This is a genomic window from uncultured Roseovarius sp. (assembly GCF_947259555.1).
Classification (GTDB): domain Bacteria; phylum Pseudomonadota; class Alphaproteobacteria; order Rhodobacterales; family Rhodobacteraceae; genus Roseovarius.
Map to the genome: position 1 here is coordinate 1 of NZ_CAMYMD010000089.1, position 19,140 is coordinate 19,140.

Sequence of the window (19,140 nt, forward strand, 5' to 3'; positions counted from 1 at the left end):
GCACCTGCGCGGAACAAGGCCGAAGGCCGCCGCGCATCGCCGTGCCGCCCCCCGGCGCGGCGATTTGGCTGCAACCTGTTCTGCGCTCTGATGTTTTTCGGGCTTGGCTGCCATAAAGCACTGCCAAGCCAGCTTAGTATCGCCACACCGCGGCACGACGATGCGCGGCTTTCGGCAACGGCAGCTCAAGGCCACTAGCCGCACCCTGCCTATTCTCCCGCCCGAAACACCATCTCGCGCCCCGCGTCGTTGGTCAGGAGCAGCGTGTCGCCCGCCACCTCGACCAGCGTCATCTCTGCAAGCGCGCGCAGATAGCGTGTTTCGGCCTCGAGATCGGGGCAGGCCCGTTTGGTCGCTACCAGCGCCTCGGCGCGGAACCACGGGTAGGGCAGGGTCTGCGCGCCGGAATAGCGGTTGCAGGGGGCCTCGCCCACAAGCGTGCCTTCCTTCGGAAAGCTCAGCGTCGCGCGGGCGGTAAAGGGCGTGCCGTCGATGCTCTGGAGTGTCCATGTCGCAGTGGCGCCGCCGTGGCCTGACACGGTCTCGTCCTTGCAGTGGCCAAGGATGGACATGCCGATGAGCAGGAGGACGGTACGCATGTGCCTTACCGCAGTGCGAGGATCAGGTCGACAAGCGAGCCGATGGCGGTCGCCGTGGTCGCGCGGCCCGTGTCCTGAAGCCCCTGCATGCCGGTCGCAGAAGCATAGAGAATGCGCGCCATTTCGGGGTTGCCGATACCGCAGGCTGCGAGCAGGTCGCGCAGCCGCGCGAGGCGCAGGTCATCGACGCTGCGGACCGCCCGCGAGACGGTGTCACTGCCCTGCGCCCAAGCGCGAATCGCCGGCTCCGTGCGCAGGGCGGGGCTCTCGCTGGAGGCGCTGTCGGCGATGGTCTGGGCGGTGGCGCGCAGGCGGGCGGTATCGGTGCTGCCCTCGATGGCAAGCAGCGCCGCCTCGGCCTCGGCCTGCCAGAGCCCCAGAAGCGCAGTGTGAAAGCCGGGCACATCATCGAAATGCCAGTAGAACGAGCCCTTGGTCGCGCCAATACGCCGTGCCAGCGGCTCTGCCCCAAGGGCGCCGGGCCCGCCCTCACACAGGGCCGTGAGGCCGGTCAGCAGCCAGTCGTCACGGGTCAGGCGGGGGCGGCGCGGGGCAGTCATGCCGTCAGACTTACGCGCCGTGCTGCACTGCCGCAAGTGGCGTGAATGTCACGGGCTGCCGGGCTGACGTCAAAAAACTTTTACCAAGCTGTCGCAAACTCTTTGAGTTCGCCGCGTAGGTGGGGCGCAAACCAAGGGGGCATCATTCGTGCTGAGCATCGACGCGCTGACCAAGAGCTTTGGCCGCAATACGGCTGTGGACAAGGTGACATTCGACGTGGAGAAACCGGCGATGATCGGGATCATCGGGCGATCCGGGGCGGGCAAGTCGACGCTTCTGCGGATGATCAACCGTCTGACCGAGGCCTCCTCGGGCCTGATCATGTTCGAGGGGCGCGAGGTGACTGCGCTGCGCGGTGCCGACAAACGCGCCTGGCAATCCGACTGCGCGATGATCTTTCAGCAATTCAACCTCGTGCCACGGATGGACGTGGTGTCGAACGTGCTGCACGGCACGCTCAACCGCCGCTCGACGCTGGCGACGATGTTCAACCTCTACCCAGATGCGGACATTCACCGTGCCATCGAGATCCTCGACCGGCTGGGCATCGCCGATCACGCGTCCAAGCGCGCCGAGGCGCTCTCGGGCGGGCAGCAGCAGCGGGTGGCGATTGCGCGCGCGCTGATGCAGGACCCTAAGGTCGTGCTCGCGGACGAGCCGATTGCCAGCCTCGACCCGATGAACGCCCAGCTGGTGATGGATGACCTGCGCCGTATCCACGAAGAGGATGGACGCACGGTGATCGCCAACCTTCACACTCTGGATACCGCGCGGCGCTATTGTGACCGGGTGATCGGCATGTTGCATGGCCGGGTTGTCTTTGACGGAAGCCCCGAGCAACTGACCACTGGCGTGGCGCGCGATATCTACGGCGCCGATGCCTCGTTTTCCGAGGACAGCACATCGACCGCCATCGAAACGCTGGACCGCGGGGCCGCGCGCGCACTGCGCGAGGCCGAGGCCGCGGTTTGACGACCCCCTGGCCCGCCGGGGGGTGGCGGGCCGACACCCCAACCGGAGAGAGAGACATGACCAAACTTTTTGCCGCCATCGTGGCCACCACCGCTCTCGTCAGCCCCGTGCTGGCGCAGGACAAGATTGACGAGTTCCGCATCGGCGTGCTGGGCGGAGAGAACGCGCAGGACCGCATGACCTCGAACGAGTGTCTGCGGGAGAAGACCGAGGATCTGCTGGGTGTGCCCACCAAGATATTTACCCCCGCCGATTATGACGGCGTGATCCAGGGTCTGCTGGGCGGCACCATCGACGTGGCGTGGCTGGGTGCATCGGGCTATGCCAAGACCTACCTGACCGACCCGGGCGCGGTCGAGCCGGTTCTGGTCAAGGTCAACACCGACGGGTCCTATGGCTATCATTCCATCGGCTTTACCCGCAAGGATACCGGCATCACCTCGCTGGATGATATGAAGGGCAAGACGTTCGGGTTCGGTGATCCCAACTCGACCAGCGGCTACCTGATCCCGTCGATCGAGATTCCGCAGGAGGTTGGCGCCAGCATGGACTCGGGCGATTACTTCGGTGAAGTGAAATTTACTGGCGGTCACGAGCAAACCATCGTCGCGGTTGCCAATGGCGATATCGACGCCGGCGTGACCTGGGCCGACGGTCTGGGCGCGTGGGAAGACGGCTATAACTCGGGCGCGCTGCGCAAGGCCGCCGATGCGGGGCTCGTGGACATGAACCAGATGGTCGAAATCTGGAAGTCGAAGCCGATCCCGGAAGGACCGGTCGTGCTGCGCCAGGCGCTGCCCGAGGATGTGAAGCTCAAGGTGACGGGCCTCTGGGCATCGCTCAAGTCCATTGACGCGGATTGCGCCTATGGCGTGCTTCAGGGCGATGCGCTGGGCTTCATGCCGATCACGCACGACGCCTATATCTCGATCATCGAGGCGCGCAAATCCAAGATGTGAGCCGTCAGGGCTGACACACGGGCCGGGCCTGCCATGCGCGCAGGCCCGGTCTTATTTGACGGGGGCAAGGCATGAGCGATCTGACGGCAGGACAGACAGGCGTGGCGCGGGTACAGGACGTGCAGGCCGCCTATATGGCGATGACGCGGCGCAAGCGGCTTTATGGCAGCGTGGTGCTGATCGTGTTCATCGCGCTGATGGTCTCGGGCTTTCAGGTGGCCGACGGGCGCAACGCGGGTGGGTTCTGGGACGGAATCGGCAATATATTCCAGTTTCCGGGCGAGGTTTTGGCCGAGGCGAGCGAAAAGATCGCCAACCTGCCGGGGCTGATGTGGGAATTTTTGCCGTCGCTGATCGAGACGGTCAATATCGCGGCGGCCTCGACGCTTCTGGGGGCGATGGGCGCGGTGCTGATCTCGCTTTTGTCGACGCGGGGCCTTGCGAAATGGCCGCGCCTGATCGGGGTGTTTCGCCGGGTGATGGACATCCTGCGCGCGGTGCCCGAGATCGTGATCGCGCTGGTGCTGATCTTCATCCTCGGTGGCGGGCCGGTGCCCGCGATGATCGCCATCGCGATCCATACCGTGGGTGCCCTGGGCAAGTTGTTTTCCGAGGTGAACGAGAATGCCTCGCTGAAGCCGGTGGAGGGGCTGCATTCGGTCGGTGCGACATGGGGGCAGCGCATGTGGCTGGGGGTTATCCCGCAGGTTGCGCCCAATTATCTGAGCTATGCGCTCCTGCGCTTCGAGATCAATATCCGCGCCTCGGCGATCCTCGGCTTCGTCGGCTCGGGCGGCATCGGCTATGATCTCAAGAACGCCTTCAGCTGGGGGCAGGGCCGCTATGACGAGGTGGCGGCGATCTTTCTGCTGCTGTTCGGGACCATCGTGCTCTTCGATCAGGTGTCGAGCCGCTACCGCAACAAGCTGATTGGGGGAGAGTGAGACCATGACAATGGCAAGCGATGCAGGTTTCGACGCCTCCGGCTTCTTTCGGCGCAAGAAACTCATGGCCTTCGCCGTCCCGGCGGTGATCCTCGCCTATTTCGTCTATATCTTCTTTGCCTTCGACATTCCGGGGCTGGCGGATCGCGCGCGGATGGACAATGCGCGCATCCTCGTCGCCGACAGCTACAGCTACAAGACGCATGTCACGCGCGACAACCGCACAGGAGATCTGACCATCGCCGTGGAAGGCGAGAACAAGGGCACATGGCCCGAGGGGCGCAGCCCCGACTGGGTGAGCGTTGAGAGCGAGGAGCGCACGCGCGTGGCGCTGAAACACGGGCACGAGGTGCTGATCGACGGCAACACGCTGCGCTATGACGTGCCGGGCTACGGGCTGATCACGGCGGAGGTGTCGCGCCGCGAGGGCGTGACGCTCGACCTGCCGACCGATTCGGTGCCCGGCTGGATCAGCGCCAGCAGCGCGCGCGTCGATATCACCACCGAGGGTGGCCGCGTGACGCTCACCAAGGCGCGCACCGAGGTGATGCGCTATGCCTTCGGCTGGGAGCTTTTCTGGTTCACGCTCGACAGCCCGTTCTACGGCAAGAGCTTTGGCGAGTTGGCGGGGCTGGTGGTGTCGGGCGACCGCGTCGTCGAGGGCAAGAGCAACCTCGCCGCCATCATCCACGATATCTGGAACAACCGGATGTGGCAGCACAAGGACGTGATGTGGGCGATCTTCGAGACCATCCTGATGGCCTTTCTCGGCACCATGGGCGCGGCCATCGTGGCGTTGCCGCTGGCCTTTGCGGCGGCGCGCAATTTCTCGCCGTTCATGGTCGTGCGGGCCGTTGTGCGGCGGGTGTTCGACTTCGTGCGCGGCGTCGATGCGCTGATCTGGACGATCATCCTCGCCCGCGCCTTCGGCCCCGGGCCGTTGACCGGTGCGCTTGCGATCCTGCTGACCGATACCGGCAGTTTCGGCAAGCTCTTCTCGGAGGCGCTGGAGAACGTCGACAAGCGCGAGATAGAGGGGGTCCAATCCACCGGGGCGAAGCTGCTGCAACGCTACCGCTTCGGCGTCATCCCGCAGATCACCCCGATCCTGCTGAGCCAGCTGCTCTATTACCTCGAATCCAACACCCGCAGCGCCACCATCATCGGCGCGATCACCGGTGGCGGCATCGGGTTGTTGCTGACACAGGCGATGATCACGCAGAAGGACTGGGAAGAGGTGAGCTATTACATCATTCTCATCCTGATCATGGTGATGGTGATGGACACGGTGTCGGGCTGGTTGCGGCGACGGCTCATTTCCTCGGATGATAGCGGGCACTGAACCGGCGAATTTGGATATTTGGGGCAAGATGAAGCATGTCGGTGTTCTTCTTGGTCCAAATACCCCCGCCGGAGGAATAATTCTCTTGTGGAGCACCCCATGCCGAGATTGCACTTTGACGGGGCGGTGATTCATCCCGACTGCGAGATCACCGATTGCGAGTTCGGGGCCTGGACCGAGGTCGGGCGCGGCAGCCGTCTCGCCCATGTGGCGATGGGGGATTACTCTTATTGCGACCGCGCCTGCGATCTGGCCAATGCCGAGATCGGCCGCTTTGCCAACATCGCGAGTTACGTGCGGGTGGGGGCGACCGATCATCCGCTGGATCGCGCGTCCTTGCATCATTTCATTTATCGCTCCGCCAGCTATTGGGAGGATACCGAAGACGATGTGCTTTGGTTCGAGAAGCGCCGTGCGCGGGTGGCGCGGATCGGGCATGACACCTGGATCGGGCATAACGCGCAGGTCAAGCCCGAGGTGACGGTGGGCCACGGTGCGGTGATCGCGGCGGGGGCGGTGGTGACACGGGATGTGGCGCCCTACATGATCGTGGCGGGAGTGCCCGCCAAGCCGTTGCGCGCACGGCTGGCCCCTGATCTCGCGGAGCGGATGATCGCATTGGCGTGGTGGGATTGGGATCATCTGCGGCTGCGTGCGGCTCTGCAGGATTTCCGCCGGCTGGAGGCCGGGGCGTTTCTTGAGAAATACCGGGGCTGAAACGGAAAAGGCGGCCACGATGGGCCGCCTTTTGGTGCTGAAAAGGGCTTGGTCAAAGAGCGCATTGAATACACGAGCTGAATTAAGCCTGCGATGTGACGCCGCCATGACACTTTTCAGCTTTGACGGGTTTTATTGATCCACCAACGAGAGAGTGATCCGGTCCCCTGCGAACCATGTGCGCCCGTATTCGATGGGCTGCCCGTCGGGATCGACATTGACCGCCGTCGTGCGCAGGATCGGCGCGCCGGGGGAGAGTTGCAAATGGAGCGCCTGCGTGGGGCTGGCAAGCTTTGCGTTGAGCCGGGTCCAGGCGCGGGTGTAATCCGCAATCCCCTGCTCGGCGAGCGCCGCCGTGACCGATGTGAGGCGGGCCAGTGCCTCTGGCAGATCGGGGAACCGCGCTGCCGGAAAGGTGCTCCGAAAGGTGGCGACGGGCATGCCGTCGGCCAGTGACAGCCCGTCACAGACATGCACCATTGATCCAAGGCTGAGCCCGAGCGCCTCGCCTTCCGCCGCGTCTGCCACGCGGGTTTCCTGTGCGAGGATCTCCTTGCCCGGCAGGCGGCCGGCCGCGCGCAGGTTCTGGTGAAAGCGCACCCGTGTGCCGATCGGATAATCGGTTGGCCGATGCGCGACAAACGCGCCTGCGCCGCGCCGGGTAAAGATCGTCCCCGCCTCTGACAGCGCCCCAAGTGCGCGGCGCACGGTATGCCGGTTGACGCCGAACCGCGCCGCGAGTGCCGCCTCGGTGGGCAGTTTGTCACCGGGCCCGTAACGCCCCGCCGCAATATCCGCGTTCAGGCTGTCATGGATCGCGCGCCACAGCGCATCGGGTTTGTCGCGGGTCATGTCACAGAAATTTCACCGGTTGCAGGCTTGTTCAGGAGGGCGGGTTCAGGTAGTTATTTGTCTAGTTGTATAGGAATATCGACAAATCCGCAAGGTGTCTGCATGACCGACAAAACCGAGCGCAAGGCATGGATGGGTCTCTTGGCTCGCGCGCCCGCCGATGATCTGGACCGGCTCTGGTCCGAGGCCGGGCTTGCCCCCGATTATGCTTATCTGCGCCCGCCCGAGGTGGGCGGCGTGATGGTGCGGGGCCGTGCCGGGGCGACCGGCGCGCCGTTCAATCTGGGCGAGATGACGGTGACGCGCTGCGCGGTGCGGCTGGCGGATGGCACCGTTGGACATGGCTATGTGCAGGGCCGTGGCAAGCGTCATGCGACACAGGCCGCGCTCGTTGATGCGCTGATGCAGGGCGGTACGAAAGACACCGCGCGCGCGGTGGTGCTCACGCCTTTGCAGGAGGCCGAGGACGCCCGCTGCACCGCCCGTGCCGCCCGTGCCGCCGCCACCAAGGTGGATTTCTTTACCATGATGCGGGGAGAGGACTGATGCAGGCAGACACCCTGAGTGGTGGATTCGCGGCCCCTCCGGTCGAGGCGGCCCATGCCTTTCGCGCCATCATGCGCGTGATGGCCCGGCCCGGCACGATCGAAGACGTGGCGGGGGCCACGCCACCCGCCCCGCTGTCGGTCGCGGCGGGCACGGTGCTGCTCACGCTGTGCGACCCGGAAACGCCGGTGTATCTGGCGGGCACGGCCGATTGCGCGGGGGTGCGCGACTGGATCACCTTTCACACCGGCGCGCCCTTGGTGACGCGGGCCGAGGCGATGTTCGCGATAGGCACATGGGAGGCGCTCATGCCACTCGACGACTACGCGGTGGGCACGTCCGAGTATCCCGACCGTTCGGCCACGCTGATCGTCGAGATGGAGCGGCTGGAGGCCACCGGTGCGCGGCTGACCGGGCCGGGGATCGCAGATACGGCGGCGCTCTCGCTGCCCGAGTCGGCGGCGTTTCAGGCCAATGCGCGGCAGTTTCCGCTGGGGCTCGATTTCCTCTTCACCTGTGGCGACCGCCTTGCGGCCCTGCCGCGCACGACCCGCGTGGAGGCAAGCTGATGTATGTCGCGGTCAAGGGGGGCGAACGCGCCATCGATAACGCCCATGCCTGGCTTGCCGAGGAGCGGCGCGGCGATACTTCTGTCGCAGAACTGGGCGTCGCGCAAATCCGTGAGCAGTTGAGCCTCGCCGTCAACCGCGTGATGGCCGAAGGCTCGCTCTACGACCCCGACCTTGCCGCCCTCGCCATCAAGCAGGCGCGCGGCGATCTGATCGAGGCGATTTTCCTCATTCGCGCCTATCGCACCACGCTGCCGCGCTTTGGCGCCTCGCACCCGGTGGAGACCTCTGCGATGCGCTGCGACCGGCGCATCTCGGCCACCTTCAAGGATGCGCCGGGCGGTCAGGTGCTGGGGCCGACATTCGATTACACGCATCGCCTGCTCGATTTCAAACTGGCCGCCGAGGGCGAGGTGGCCGACGCCCCCGAGGCCCCGCCACAGCCCGGCCCGACGCCGCATATCATGGGCTATCTGAACCGCGAGGGGCTGATCGAGGACGAGGCGCCAAGCGATGCCACCCCGCCGGACCTCACCCGCGAACCGATGGAACTGCCCGCCGACCGCGCCCTGCGCCTGCAGGCGCTGACGCGCGGCGACGAGGGCTTTATCCTGTCGCTCGCCTATTCCACGCAGCGCGGCTATGCCCGCAACCACGCCTTTGTCGGCGAATTGCGGATCGGGGCCGTGTCGGTGGAGATGGACATCCCCGAACTGGGCTTTGCCATCGAGCTGGGCGAAATCACCCTGACCGAATGCGAAACGATCAACCAGTTCAAGGGCTCGAAAACCGAGCCGCCGCAATTCACCCGGGGCTATGGGCTGGTCTTCGGTCAGACCGAGCGCAAGGCCATCGCCATGGCGCTGGTCGACCGCGCGCTGCGCTGGAAGGAACTGGGCGAGGAGGATCAGGGCGCACCCGCGCAGGACGAGGAATTCGTGCTGATGCATGCCGACAACATCCAGGCGACGGGGTTTTTGGAGCATATCAAGCTGCCGCATTACGTGGATTTTCAATCTGAGTTGGAACTGGTGCGTAAACTGCGCTGCGAGGCCGAGGGCAGCACCCGGTGGGAGGCCGCAGAATGAGTATTTTGGGAACAGTGAAGCGGGGGATGCCATGACCCCGGTTTTCGATCTGGGCAATGTCCTGATCCGGTGGGAGCCGCAGGCGGCCTTTCGCCATGCCTTTGCGGATGATGCCGAGATAGACGCGTTCTTTGCACGGATCGGGTTTTATGACTGGAATTATGAGCAGGACCGGGGCCGCAGCCGTGCCGAGGCTGTGGCGGCGATTGCCGCGCTGCACCCGCAGCATGCCGATCTGATGGACGGGTTCTTTGACCGGTTTCACCTGACCATCCGCGACAAGATCGTGGGGAGTTGGCAGCTGCTGGCAGACTTGCGCGCGCGTGGTCACGCACCGTGGGCGCTGACCAATTGGGGGCCCGAGACATGGCCCGAGGCCCCCCGTCTGCATCCTGAACTGATGGATATGTTCGAGGGCATTGTCGTGTCTGGTCACGAGGGGATGGTCAAACCCGACTGCGCAATCTTCGACCTCCTGTGCGACCGTGCCGGTGCCACCGCAGAGCGCTGTTTTTTCATCGACGACAGCGCCGCCAATGTCGAAGGCGCGCGGGCCGCCGGCTGGCAGGCGCATCATTTCACGGGGGCGGACGACCTGCGCGCCAACCTGCGGGAACGAGGGCTTTTATGACCGATTACAACTTTGCCTATCTCGACGAGCAAACCAAGCGGATGATCCGTCGGGCCATTCTCAAGGGGTTGGCGATCCCCGGTTATCAGGTGCCTTTTGCCAGCCGCGAGATGCCGATGCCCTATGGCTGGGGCACCGGTGGCGTGCAGGTCTCTGCCGCCTGCCTGACCCCCGATGACACGTTCAAGGTGATCGATCAGGGCGCGGATGACACCACCAACGCGGTGTCGATCCGCAAATTCTTTGAGAAGACTGCCGGGGTCGCCACCACTGAGGAAACCGCGCGGGCGAGCCTGATCCAGACCCGCCACCGCATCCCCGAGGAGGCGCTGAGCCAGGATCAGATCCTTGTCTACCAGGTGCCGATCCCGGAACCGCTGCGTTTTCTGGAGCCGTCGGAGCTGGAGACCCGCAAGATGCACAGCCTTGAGGAATATGGTCTCATGCATGTGAAGCTCTACGAGGATATCAGCCAGCACGGCGCCATCGCCACCGCCTATGCCTATCCCGTCAAGGTCGAGGGGCGCTATGTCATGGACCCGTCGCCGATCCCGAAATTCGACAATCCGAAACTGGGCATGGCGGCGATCCAGCTGTTCGGTGCGGGGCGCGAACAGCGGATTTACGCGCTGCCGCCCTATACCCAAGTTGTCAGTCTCGATTTCGAGGATCACCCGTTCGAGCCCAGCAAGGCCGATTACGATTGCGATCTGTGCGGGGCCTCCGACAGCTATCTCGATGAAGTGATCGTGGATGATGCCGGGGGGCGGATGTTCGTCTGTTCCGACACCGATTATTGCCGGTCGCGCCGTGCGGCGGGCCATGTCGGCGCGCAGGGTGCGCCCTATGAGGAGGGTGCCGCATGACTCCGCTGTTGCAGGTCCGCGACATCGCGAAATTCTACGGGGCGCGGCGCGGCTGCGAGGACGTCGGGTTCGATCTCTACCCCGGCGAGGTGATGGGCATCGTCGGCGAGAGTGGCTCGGGCAAGTCGACGCTTCTGTCGTGCCTTGCCGGGCATCTGCCGCCCGACCGGGGCGAGGTGATTTTCGACACGCAGCTACACGGCCCGCGCGACACGCTGACCATGTCCGAGCCGGAACGGCGCATGCTGATGCGCACCGATTGGGCGTTTGTTCACCAGCACGCGCGTGATGGGCTGCGCATGGGGGTTTCGGCGGGCGGCAATGTGGGCGAACGGCTGATGGCGGTGGGCGCGCGGCATTTTGGCGAGATCCGCGAACAGGCGGTGGATTGGCTGGGACGGGTCGAGATCGCCGCCGACCGCGTGGATGACAAACCGCAGGCGTTTTCGGGGGGCATGCAACAGCGGTTGCAGATCGCCCGCAATCTGGTGACCGGCCCGCGATTGGTGTTCATGGATGAGCCCACCGGCGGCCTTGATGTGAGCGTGCAGGCGCGGCTGCTCGACCTCTTGCGCGGATTGGTGCGCGAGATGGGCCTTTCGGCGGTCATCGTGACGCATGATCTGGCGGTGGTGCGCCTGCTCGCCGACCGGCTGATGGTGATGAAGGATGGCCGCGTCGTCGAGGACGGGCTGACCGATCAGGTGCTTGATGATCCGCAGCATGGCTATACGCAGCTGCTGGTGTCGAGCGTGTTGCAGGTCTGAGCGGGGCGGGAAAGGGACGGATACGATGATCGAGATCGAAGGTCTGGGCAAGAGCTTTACCCTGCACAATCAGGGCGGCGCGGTGATCCCGGTGATGACGGGCGCGCATCTGCGGGTGGCGCGCGGTGAGTGCGTGGCGCTGACCGGCACATCGGGGGTGGGCAAATCCACGCTGATGCGGATGATCTACGGTAATTACCGCGCCAGTGCGGGCCGGATCATGGTGGGCGAGACCGACATAGCCGGTGCCGCCCCGCGTGAGATCATCCAACTGCGGCGCGACACGCTCGGCTATGTCAGCCAGTTCCTGCGCGTCGTGCCGCGCGTGCCCACGCGCGAGGTGGTGGCAGAGCCGCTCCTGACCCTTGGTGTGGCGCGGGCGGACGCCATCGCGCGGGCCGAGGCGCTGCTGGCGCGGCTCAACATCCCTCAGGCGCTGTGGTCGCTCAGTCCGACGACGTTTTCGGGGGGCGAGCAGCAGCGGGTAAACATCGCGCGCGGCTTTGCCCACGCCTTTCCAGCACTTCTGCTGGATGAGCCGACCGCCAGCCTCGATGCCGCCAATCGCGAGGTGGTTCTGACGCTGATCGAAGAGGCAAAGGCGCGCGGTGCCGCGATCATCGGCATCTTTCACGACGAGGCCGCGCGCGGCCGGGTCTGCGACCGCGAGGTCGATGTGGGCGCCTTTGCCCCGGGGCAGGCGGCATGAAAAAGGGCCGTCTCATTGCCGTGGTCGGCCCCTCGGGCGTGGGCAAGGACACGCTGATGCGCGCGATGGTGGCCGAGCGCCCCGGCCTGCGCCGGGTGCGCCGGGTCATCACCCGGCCCGCCGATGATGGCGGCGAGGGGCATGAGCCGGTGACCGAGGCCGAATTCGAGGTGCGCCGCAAGGAGGGCGGCTTTGCCCTCGACTGGCGCTCGCATGGGCTGCGCTACGGGGTGCCGGTGGGCATCTGCATGGATCTCGGCGCGGGGCGCGATCTGCTGGTCAACCTGTCGCGCGGCGTGCTGGCGCAGGCGCAGGCGCGCTATCCGCGCCTGATCGTGCTGCATCTGACGGCGGTGCCCGAGGTGCTGGTCGCGCGTCTGGCTGCACGCGGGCGCGAGGCGGCCGACGATATCGCGGAACGGCTGGAGGGGGCGGACATCGCCCTGCCCGACGGTGCGTGGCCGGTGGTGACGCTCGACACCGATGCGCCTGTCGGGCGGCTCGCCAAGCGGGCGATCAAGCTGGTCTACGGGGTAAAGACATGACGCGCGATCAGGTGAAACCGGCCTTGCGCATCCTCGCCCATCAGCGACAGCGCATCAATGGGGAAGGGGCGCGGCAGGAGCGGCAGGACCTGCGCCGTGAGGATATCGCGCAGCACGGGCAACTCGGATTTCGGCCGCTTTCCGGTCAGCGTGATGTGAAAGCGGAATCCCTCCATCACATGCGCATAGCCCCATTTCATCAGCCGCGCCTCCTGATCGGGGCTCAGCCCGCCGGCGCGGCGGCGGGCCAGGTCCGCCTCCGAGAGCGGGGCGCGAAACGGCTCGAACGCGCGCACGGTCTGGGCGGCGAGCGCATCGAGCGCGGTGGTGTCCCCCTCGGGCATCAACGCCAAGAACCGGCCAAGCGCGGTGACGGTGAGGCCATCGAGCAGAACCGGTTGCGCCTGCGCGCAGAACCGCGAAAACGCACCTCGCAATGCGGCCTCGTCCTGACCCTCGGCCAGCTGGAACGGCGGTTTCATCGTGGCATGCAGCCCGTACTTGCGCGGGGTCTCGGTGATCTCGGCCACGGGCGCGGGCAGGCCTGCCACCTCGGGATGCGCGACTGCAGTGCCTCGGGCCGCATCCCAACCCAGCCAGGCTGCGCCGAACTCCGAAAACGCCGTCTCGGGCGGCGTGTAATAGACAGCGTAGCGGGTGAATTGCATGGGCACACTCATCGGTTTGACGCCCTCTGCCAGGAAAGCGTGACAGTGACATGACAGAAAACCTCATTCTCGCCAATGCGTTGTTGGTCCTGCCGGGTGAGGTGCGCCCCGGCGCGCTGCATGTGGCGGACGGGCAGATCGCAGCCATCGACACCGGCACGGCGGTGCCATTGGGTGCGGTGGATTGCGGCGGTGATTACCTCGCCCCCGGCCTGGTCGAGCTGCATACTGACAATCTGGAGCGACATATTCAACCGCGCCCCAAGGTCGACTGGCCGCATAACGCCGCCATCCTCGCCCATGACGCGGAACTGGCCAGCACCGGCATCACCACGGTGTTCGACGCGATGCGCGTGGGGTCGGTGCCCACCGGGGCCGGGCGCTACAAGAAATATGCGCGCGGGCTGGCCGATGAACTCCTGAGCCTGCGCGCCGGGGACGCGCTCAAGATCAGCCATTTCCTGCATTTGCGTGCCGAGGTCTGTTCCGAGACGCTGGAAGAGGAGATGGAGGAATTCGGGCCTGAGGACCGCGTTGGCATCGTCAGCCTGATGGACCACACGCCGGGGCAGCGGCAGTTTCGAGACCTGACCAAGCTCGAAGCCTATATGAAGGGCAAGCACGCCTTGAATGACGCCGAATTCGAGGCCCATATCGCGCAATTGAAGGCGCTGCGCGCCGCCCATGGCGACCGGCATGAGGCCGCCGCCGTGGCCCATGCCGCCCGCTATGGCGCAGTTCTGGCGAGCCATGACGACACCACCGAGGCGCAGGTCGCGGTGTCGCATGGCCACGGCATCCGGCTGGCGGAGTTTCCCACCACGATTGAGGCCGCCCGCGCCTGTCATGCCTGTGGCATCTCAGTCATCATGGGCGCGCCCAACCTGATCCGGGGCGGGTCGCATTCCGGCAATGTCGCTGCCAGCGATCTGGCCGATCTCGGACATCTCGACATCCTGTCCTCGGATTACGTGCCCTCGGCGCTTCTCTTGGCGGCGGTGCAGCTAGGGGATCGCTGGGGCGACATGGCACGCGGGCTGGCCACCGTCACCATGAACCCGGCGCGCGCCGTGGGGCTGACGGATCGCGGGCGGCTGGAGGTGGGCACGCGGGCCGATCTGATCCGCTTCTCTGTGCGCGGCGACGCGCCCGCCCTGCGCGGGGTCTGGTCGCGGGGCCTGCGCGCGGGCTGAGCCAGTGCTTTGACAAGGCCGTGCGCGGGGCGCATAACAGGCGCGATTTCAACCGCTTGCCCCGGAGTTCACCATGACTGACCCGCTATTCACCGTTCCAGCCGCCCCGCTTGTCCCGGTCGAAGGCGAGGCCGGGGCCTTTCCGGTGCGGCGGATTTTTTGCGTCGGGCGAAACTATGCTGCCCACGCCGCCGAGATGGGCAACGAGGTGGACCGCGAGGCGCCGTGGTATTTCAACAAATCGGCGCATGACATCTGCCTGTCGGGGGCAACGATCCCCTATCCGCTGGAGACAAGCGACTGCCATCATGAGATGGAATTCGTCGTGGCCATCGGCGCGCCTGCCTTCCGGGTCAGCGAGACCGAGGCGATGGCGGCGGTCTACGGCTATGCCTGCGGCATCGACCTCACCCGCCGCGACCTGCAGGGTGCCGCCAAGGAGACACGCCGCCCCTGGGATCTGGGCAAGGATTTCGAACAGGCTGCCATCATCGCCGCGATCACGCCGAAGGCAGATTTTGGCGAGATCGGCGACCAGGCGATCCGGCTGGCGGTGGACGGCAGGGTGACGCAAGAGGCGTGGCTGTCGGACATGGTCTGGTCCGTGCCCGAGATCATCGCGCATCTGTCGCGGTTTTACCATCTGCAACCGGGTGATCTCATCTATACCGGCACGCCCGCAGGCGTCGGCCCGGTGGTCCCCGGCAATGTGCTGCTTGGCGAGGTCGACGGCCTTGCCCCGCTGCATCTGAGCATCGGCGCGGCGGAGTGAGCGGCATGGCCGGTAGCCGTCTGCAACACATGCCGGTGACGCTCTTTACCGTGGTGATGGGGCTGTGCGGCTTTACCCTTGCGCTGCGCGCGGGCGAGGCGGCGTTGGGGCTGGGCCATGTCGCCTCGGCCGTGACGCATTGGTTCACCATGGGCATCTTTGCCGCGATCGCCCTAGGCTATCTGGCCAAGCTTCTGCGCCATCCTGGTGCCGTGCAGGCCGAATGGCAGCATCCCGTGAAACTCGCGTTTTTCCCGGCGATTTCCATTGCGCTCGTGTTGATGTCCATCGTCATGCTGGTGCCCTATCCGGGGCTGGCGCGGGCGATGTGGCTGGTCGCAGTGCCGATGCAACTGGGGCTGACGCTCGCGGTGGTGAATGGCTGGATCGGCGCGCGCGCCTTCCAGCACGGCCATCTGTCGCCCGCCTGGTTCATCCCCGCCGTCGGCAACGTGATCGTGGCCATCGCGGGCGTGCCTCTGGGCTATATCGAGATCAGCTGGTTCTTTACCAGCGTCGGGCTGATCTTCTGGATAGTGATGCTGGTGCTGGTGATGAACCGGCTGATCTTTCACGACCCATTGCCCGAGCGGTTGCAGCCCTCGTTGGTGATCCTGATCGCGCCGCCGTCGGTGGGCTATCTCGCCTGGGTGGCGCTCGTTGGCGGGGTGGATGAATTCGCGCGGGTTCTGCTGAACTGCGCCTATCTCTTTGCGCTGATCGTGGCGATACAGTTGCCGAAGCTGTTGAAATTGCCCTTTTCGCTCGCCTTTTGGGCGCTTAGCTTTCCGGTTGCGGGGGCGACGCTTGCCAGCCTTGCGCATGCCCAGGAAACCGGGTCTGCGGGGCATCGATTGATCGGGCTGGGACTCCTGGCTGTGCTCTGCGTCATCATCGCAGGACTGATCTGGCGCACGGGGCGCGCGTTGCAGGCGGGTGCGATCTTTCAGCCGGATTGATGGGGATGGTTGTGGCCTGGAGCGGACGTTGCCGTGAGCCGCGCATCGTCGTGCCGCGGTGTGGCGATCCAACGTTAGTTTGGCAGTACTTAATGCCAGCCAAGCCCGGAAAACATCAGAGCGCAGCGCAGGTTGCAGCCAAATCGCCGCGCCGGGGGGCGGCACGGCGATGCGCGGCGGCCTTCGGCCTTGTTCCGCGCAGTTGCTTCAATCGAATGTCCGCTCAAGGCCAAGACTACCCAAGCAATCTGCGTGCAATCACCTGTGCCTGGATCTCCGCAGCACCCTCGAAGATATTGAGGATCCGCGCGTCGCACAGGATCCGGCTGATCGTGTATTCCAGCGCGAACCCGTTGCCACCGTGGATTTGCAAGCCGTTGTCCGCAGCCGCCCATGCCACACGTGCGCCAAGCAGCTTGGCCATCCCGGCCTCCAGATCACAGCGCCGGCCGTTGTCCTTTTCCCAGGCCGAGAAATAGGTCAGCTGACGCGCCACCATGATCTCCACCGCCATCATCGCCAGCTTGCCCGAGACGCGCGGGAAGGCGATCAGCGGCTTGCCGAACTGTTTGCGATCCTGCGCGTATTTCATCGCCACATCGAGCGCCGATTGCGCGACGCCGATGGCCCGCGCAGCGGTCTGGATGCGGGCGCTCTCGAAGGTCTCCATCAGCTGCTTGAAGCCCTTGCCCTCTTCGCCACCCAAGAGGTTCTCGCCCTTGACGTGGAAATTGTCGAAGCCAAGCTCGTATTCCTTCATGCCGCGATACCCCAGCACCTCGATCTCGCCGCCGGTCATACCCGCCGTCGGGAAGGGGGCCTCATCCGTGCCGGGCTCTTTCTCGGCGAGGAACATCGACAGGCCCCGGTGATCGGTGGTGTCGGGCACCGTGCGCGCCAGAAGCGTCATCACATGAGTGCGCGCGGCATGGGTGATCCAGGTCTTGTTGCCGGTGACGTTCCAGTCGCCATTGTCATCGCGCACCGCGCGGGTGCGCAGGGCGCCAAGATCAGAGCCGGTGTTGGGTTCGGTGAATACGGCGGTCGGCAGCGTCTCGGCACTGGCCAGCTTGGGAAGCCATTTTTCCTTTTGCTCTTGCGTGCCCCCGGCAAGGATCAGTTCGGCGGCGATTTCCGAGCGGGTGCCAAGACTGCCAACCCCGATATAACCGCGCGACAGCTCTTCCGAGACCACGCACATCGACGCTTTGGACAGGCCGAGCCCGCCGAATTCCTCGGGGATGGTCAGGCCGAAGACACCCATTTCCGCCAATTCCTCGATGATCTCCATCGGGATCAACTCATCCTTGAGGTGCCACTCATGGGCAAACGGCTCGACCTTTTCCACGGCAAAGCGGCGGAACTGTTCGCGGATCATCTCAAGCTCATCATCGAGCCCGCTGCGCCCGACGGTGATCTCGGCGGCGCGTTCCTGCATCAACTCCACCAGCCGGGTGCGTGCGGCCTGGCTGTTGCCACGCGCCATCAGGGCCTGCACCTCGGCACATTGGAAACCGCTGAGCGCATCCCAGCCAAGGCCCAGATCCTGCAGGCGCACCACCTCGCCCTGGTTCATCTGGATACCGCCGGCGATCTGATGCAGGTATTCGCCGAATGCGATCTGGTGAATGAGTTGCTCCACTTCGCCGAACTGGCCCTGCTCCTGCAGCCGGGTGGCCCAGTTCTGCATCTGGCGCAGGGATTCGACATAGGTGGCCAGCCATGCCAACCCGTGCGCGGCCGTCTGATGCGCCTCGATCGCGCTACCCGAGACCCGGCCATCGACAGTGACCAGATCGGCGACAGAGGATTTTGCGCGCTCCAGCACGGTCTCGACCGGGGCAACCGCCGCACCGGTCAGCGCTAATAGGTCATCCAGAATCGTCGGCTGGGCCATTGCAATATCCTGTCCGTCATGTGCCATGAATCGCATCCTTTTCCTGATCTGGTGCCTTTTATCTATTATGCAGGTGCAGCGCAACTATTATGCCAATTGTCGCAGGTTTTTGATCTAAAGTTGCGTATTGATTTTTTGCACTGCGGCGCTACCGACATGCTACCACACCAGACATGGAGATGTTTTTCGATATAGGCCCGCTCTGGGGCTGGAGCCTCGCCTTTGGCGTGGCGATCTGCGCGGGACTGGTCAAGGGGGTGGTGGGGTTCGCCATGCCAACGGTGCTGATCGCGGGCCTCAGCACCATGATGCCGCCCGACCTCGCGCTGGCCGGGTTGATTCTGCCGACGCTCGCCACGAACCTTTGGCAGGCGCTGCGGCAGGGCGTCGGCGCGGCGCTTGCCTCGGTCGCGCGGTTCCGGGTGTTTCTGGTGGCAGGCGGGGCGGTCATGGTGCTGGCGGCCCAGGCGGTGCCGCGCCTGCCGCCCGCCGCGATGTTCCTCTTTATCGGGCCGCTCATTACCGCCTATGCGCTCTCTACGTTGCTGGGACGCGGCCTGCGCCTGTCGTCCGAGGGGGGCGCGCGCGGCGAGGCCGGGATGGGCGCGCTGGCCGGACTCTTCGGGGGGCTATCGGGCATCTGGGGACCGCCGACCGTGGCGATGCTGATGGCGCGCGGCGCGGAAAAGCGCGAACAGATGCGCGTGCAGGGCGTGATCTACGGACTGGGCGCGGTGCTCTTGCTTGGCTCGCACATCGGCTCGGGGGTCTTGCGCGCCGAAACGCTCCCGCTCTCGCTCGGGTTGGTGCCGCCGGCGCTTGTCGGTATCGGGCTGGGCTTCTGGCTACAGGACCGGTTCGATCAGGCGACATTTCGAAAGGTGACGCTGTGGGTGCTGCTGATCGCAGGCGCGAATCTTATCCGGCGTGGCGTGATGCTGCTTTGATGTGCGCGATCCGGTCTGGTCGCGGCAGATGCCGGGT

General features: G+C 65.3%; 22 protein-coding genes. 17 read left to right on the forward strand and 5 right to left on the reverse strand.

What is annotated here, in order from left to right; translation table 11 throughout:
• Positions 1-209: 209 nt before the first annotated feature.
• Entirely contained in the window at positions 210-599 is a 390-nt protein-coding gene (locus Q0X85_RS14935; protein ID WP_297773196.1) for an META domain-containing protein, read from the reverse strand.
• A gap of 5 nt (positions 600-604) precedes the next feature.
• Positions 605-1,159 (reverse strand): TetR/AcrR family transcriptional regulator, encoded by a 555-nt coding sequence (locus Q0X85_RS14940; RefSeq protein WP_297773197.1) that lies wholly within the window; start codon positions 1,157-1,159, stop codon positions 605-607.
• 148 nt (positions 1,160-1,307) lie between these two features.
• Between Q0X85_RS14940 and phnC the strand changes: the two genes are divergently transcribed.
• The 5 genes from phnC to Q0X85_RS14965 all read left to right on the forward strand — a co-directional run bounded on the left by phnC (position 1,308) and on the right by Q0X85_RS14965 (position 6,094).
• Positions 1,308-2,132: a phosphonate ABC transporter ATP-binding protein gene (phnC, locus tag Q0X85_RS14945; RefSeq protein WP_297773200.1), complete on the forward strand. Its 825-nt coding sequence runs from the start codon at positions 1,308-1,310 to the stop codon at positions 2,130-2,132.
• Between the two features lie 56 nt (positions 2,133-2,188).
• Entirely contained in the window at positions 2,189-3,091 is a 903-nt protein-coding gene (gene phnD / locus Q0X85_RS14950; protein ID WP_297773202.1) for a phosphonate ABC transporter substrate-binding protein, read from the forward strand.
• A gap of 71 nt (positions 3,092-3,162) precedes the next feature.
• Entirely contained in the window at positions 3,163-4,035 is an 873-nt protein-coding gene (phnE, locus tag Q0X85_RS14955) for a phosphonate ABC transporter, permease protein PhnE (RefSeq protein ID WP_297773205.1), read from the forward strand.
• Positions 4,036-4,039: 4 nt separating this feature from the next.
• The gene (gene phnE / locus Q0X85_RS14960) at positions 4,040-5,377 is read left to right on the forward strand and encodes a phosphonate ABC transporter, permease protein PhnE (protein WP_297773207.1); all 1,338 of its coding nucleotides are present in this window, start codon (positions 4,040-4,042) and stop codon (positions 5,375-5,377) included.
• Between the two features lie 99 nt (positions 5,378-5,476).
• A complete protein-coding gene (locus tag Q0X85_RS14965; protein WP_297773209.1) occupies positions 5,477-6,094 on the forward strand; it encodes a chloramphenicol acetyltransferase in 618 nt (205 codons plus the stop codon).
• A gap of 132 nt (positions 6,095-6,226) precedes the next feature.
• On the opposite strand, the gene phnF is transcribed toward Q0X85_RS14965, so the two are convergent.
• The gene (phnF, locus tag Q0X85_RS14970) at positions 6,227-6,946 is read right to left on the reverse strand and encodes a phosphonate metabolism transcriptional regulator PhnF (RefSeq protein WP_297773211.1); all 720 of its coding nucleotides are present in this window, start codon (positions 6,944-6,946) and stop codon (positions 6,227-6,229) included.
• Positions 6,947-7,048: 102 nt separating this feature from the next.
• Between phnF and phnG the strand changes: the two genes are divergently transcribed.
• The 8 genes from phnG to phnN are packed head-to-tail and all read left to right on the forward strand — an operon-like array spanning position 7,049 to position 12,667.
• A complete protein-coding gene (gene phnG / locus Q0X85_RS14975) occupies positions 7,049-7,492 on the forward strand; it encodes a phosphonate C-P lyase system protein PhnG (protein WP_297773213.1) in 444 nt (147 codons plus the stop codon).
• Positions 7,492-8,061, forward strand: a complete 570-nt coding sequence (gene phnH / locus Q0X85_RS14980; RefSeq protein WP_297773214.1) for a phosphonate C-P lyase system protein PhnH — start codon at positions 7,492-7,494, stop codon at positions 8,059-8,061. Before phnG ends, phnH begins: the two co-directional genes overlap by 1 nt.
• Entirely contained in the window at positions 8,061-9,149 is a 1,089-nt protein-coding gene (locus tag Q0X85_RS14985) for a carbon-phosphorus lyase complex subunit PhnI (protein WP_297773216.1), read from the forward strand. The genes phnH and Q0X85_RS14985 overlap by 1 nt, the downstream gene beginning before the upstream one ends.
• Positions 9,150-9,180: 31 nt before the next feature.
• Entirely contained in the window at positions 9,181-9,780 is a 600-nt protein-coding gene (locus tag Q0X85_RS14990; RefSeq protein ID WP_297773217.1) for an HAD family phosphatase, read from the forward strand.
• A complete protein-coding gene (locus Q0X85_RS14995; protein WP_297773220.1) occupies positions 9,777-10,646 on the forward strand; it encodes an alpha-D-ribose 1-methylphosphonate 5-phosphate C-P-lyase PhnJ in 870 nt (289 codons plus the stop codon). Before Q0X85_RS14990 ends, Q0X85_RS14995 begins: the two co-directional genes overlap by 4 nt.
• Positions 10,643-11,413 (forward strand): phosphonate C-P lyase system protein PhnK, encoded by a 771-nt coding sequence (gene phnK, locus Q0X85_RS15000; RefSeq protein ID WP_297773222.1) that lies wholly within the window; start codon positions 10,643-10,645, stop codon positions 11,411-11,413. The genes Q0X85_RS14995 and phnK overlap by 4 nt, the downstream gene beginning before the upstream one ends.
• Positions 11,414-11,438: 25 nt before the next feature.
• Positions 11,439-12,122, forward strand: a complete 684-nt coding sequence (gene phnL / locus Q0X85_RS15005; protein ID WP_297773223.1) for a phosphonate C-P lyase system protein PhnL — start codon at positions 11,439-11,441, stop codon at positions 12,120-12,122.
• Positions 12,119-12,667, forward strand: a complete 549-nt coding sequence (gene phnN / locus Q0X85_RS15010) for a phosphonate metabolism protein/1,5-bisphosphokinase (PRPP-forming) PhnN (RefSeq protein ID WP_297773224.1) — start codon at positions 12,119-12,121, stop codon at positions 12,665-12,667. The genes phnL and phnN overlap by 4 nt, the downstream gene beginning before the upstream one ends.
• Here phnN and Q0X85_RS15015 read toward each other — a convergent pair.
• Complete coding sequence (locus Q0X85_RS15015; protein ID WP_297773303.1) at positions 12,649-13,335, reverse strand: DUF1045 domain-containing protein; 687 nt, start codon at positions 13,333-13,335, stop codon at positions 12,649-12,651. The genes phnN and Q0X85_RS15015 overlap by 19 nt on opposite strands.
• 50 nt (positions 13,336-13,385) lie before the next feature.
• Between Q0X85_RS15015 and Q0X85_RS15020 the strand changes: the two genes are divergently transcribed.
• From Q0X85_RS15020 to Q0X85_RS15030, 3 genes are all read left to right on the forward strand, one after another.
• Positions 13,386-14,528, forward strand: coding sequence for an alpha-D-ribose 1-methylphosphonate 5-triphosphate diphosphatase (locus Q0X85_RS15020; protein WP_297773226.1), 1,143 nt, complete (start codon positions 13,386-13,388; stop codon positions 14,526-14,528).
• A gap of 73 nt (positions 14,529-14,601) precedes the next feature.
• On the forward strand, positions 14,602-15,300 hold the full coding sequence (locus Q0X85_RS15025; RefSeq protein WP_297773228.1) for a fumarylacetoacetate hydrolase family protein: 699 nt from the start codon (positions 14,602-14,604) through the stop codon (positions 15,298-15,300).
• A 5-nt stretch (positions 15,301-15,305) separates the two neighbouring features.
• Positions 15,306-16,259: an SLAC1 anion channel family protein gene (locus Q0X85_RS15030; RefSeq protein ID WP_297773231.1), complete on the forward strand. Its 954-nt coding sequence runs from the start codon at positions 15,306-15,308 to the stop codon at positions 16,257-16,259.
• Between the two features lie 235 nt (positions 16,260-16,494).
• Here Q0X85_RS15030 and Q0X85_RS15035 read toward each other — a convergent pair whose 3' ends face one another.
• Entirely contained in the window at positions 16,495-18,183 is a 1,689-nt protein-coding gene (locus Q0X85_RS15035) for an acyl-CoA dehydrogenase family protein (RefSeq protein WP_297773233.1), read from the reverse strand.
• A 146-nt stretch (positions 18,184-18,329) separates the two neighbouring features.
• Between Q0X85_RS15035 and Q0X85_RS15040 the strand changes: the two genes are divergently transcribed.
• A complete protein-coding gene (locus Q0X85_RS15040) occupies positions 18,330-19,103 on the forward strand; it encodes a sulfite exporter TauE/SafE family protein (protein ID WP_297773235.1) in 774 nt (257 codons plus the stop codon).
• Positions 19,104-19,140: the final 37 nt, after the last annotated feature.

Bases quoted from the DNA above. Each gene is read 5' to 3' on its own strand.
- Q0X85_RS14965 (WP_297773209.1), top strand. From the start codon at position 5,477: ATGCCGAGATTGCACTTTGACGGGGCGGTGATTCATCCCGACTGCGAG.
- Q0X85_RS14985 (WP_297773216.1), top strand. From the start codon at position 8,061: ATGTATGTCGCGGTCAAGGGGGGCGAACGCGCCATCGATAACGCCCAT.
- Q0X85_RS14990 (WP_297773217.1), top strand. From the start codon at position 9,181: ATGACCCCGGTTTTCGATCTGGGCAATGTCCTGATCCGGTGGGAGCCG.
- Q0X85_RS15015 (WP_297773303.1), bottom strand. From the start codon at position 13,335: ATGCAATTCACCCGCTACGCTGTCTATTACACGCCGCCCGAGACGGCG.
- phnD (WP_297773202.1), top strand. From the start codon at position 2,189: ATGACCAAACTTTTTGCCGCCATCGTGGCCACCACCGCTCTCGTCAGC.
- Q0X85_RS14935 (WP_297773196.1), bottom strand. From the start codon at position 599: ATGCGTACCGTCCTCCTGCTCATCGGCATGTCCATCCTTGGCCACTGC.
- Q0X85_RS14995 (WP_297773220.1), top strand. From the start codon at position 9,777: ATGACCGATTACAACTTTGCCTATCTCGACGAGCAAACCAAGCGGATG.
- Q0X85_RS15035 (WP_297773233.1), bottom strand. From the start codon at position 18,183: ATGGCACATGACGGACAGGATATTGCAATGGCCCAGCCGACGATTCTG.
- phnG (WP_297773213.1), top strand. From the start codon at position 7,049: ATGACCGACAAAACCGAGCGCAAGGCATGGATGGGTCTCTTGGCTCGC.
- phnL (WP_297773223.1), top strand. From the start codon at position 11,439: ATGATCGAGATCGAAGGTCTGGGCAAGAGCTTTACCCTGCACAATCAG.
- Q0X85_RS15040 (WP_297773235.1), top strand. From the start codon at position 18,330: ATGGAGATGTTTTTCGATATAGGCCCGCTCTGGGGCTGGAGCCTCGCC.
- phnE (WP_297773205.1), top strand. From the start codon at position 3,163: ATGAGCGATCTGACGGCAGGACAGACAGGCGTGGCGCGGGTACAGGAC.
- Q0X85_RS14940 (WP_297773197.1), bottom strand. From the start codon at position 1,159: ATGACTGCCCCGCGCCGCCCCCGCCTGACCCGTGACGACTGGCTGCTG.
- phnH (WP_297773214.1), top strand. From the start codon at position 7,492: ATGCAGGCAGACACCCTGAGTGGTGGATTCGCGGCCCCTCCGGTCGAG.
- Q0X85_RS15020 (WP_297773226.1), top strand. From the start codon at position 13,386: ATGACAGAAAACCTCATTCTCGCCAATGCGTTGTTGGTCCTGCCGGGT.
- phnN (WP_297773224.1), top strand. From the start codon at position 12,119: ATGAAAAAGGGCCGTCTCATTGCCGTGGTCGGCCCCTCGGGCGTGGGC.
- phnF (WP_297773211.1), bottom strand. From the start codon at position 6,946: ATGACCCGCGACAAACCCGATGCGCTGTGGCGCGCGATCCATGACAGC.
- Q0X85_RS15025 (WP_297773228.1), top strand. From the start codon at position 14,602: ATGACTGACCCGCTATTCACCGTTCCAGCCGCCCCGCTTGTCCCGGTC.
- Q0X85_RS15030 (WP_297773231.1), top strand. From the start codon at position 15,306: ATGGCCGGTAGCCGTCTGCAACACATGCCGGTGACGCTCTTTACCGTG.
- phnE (WP_297773207.1), top strand. From the start codon at position 4,040: ATGACAATGGCAAGCGATGCAGGTTTCGACGCCTCCGGCTTCTTTCGG.
- phnK (WP_297773222.1), top strand. From the start codon at position 10,643: ATGACTCCGCTGTTGCAGGTCCGCGACATCGCGAAATTCTACGGGGCG.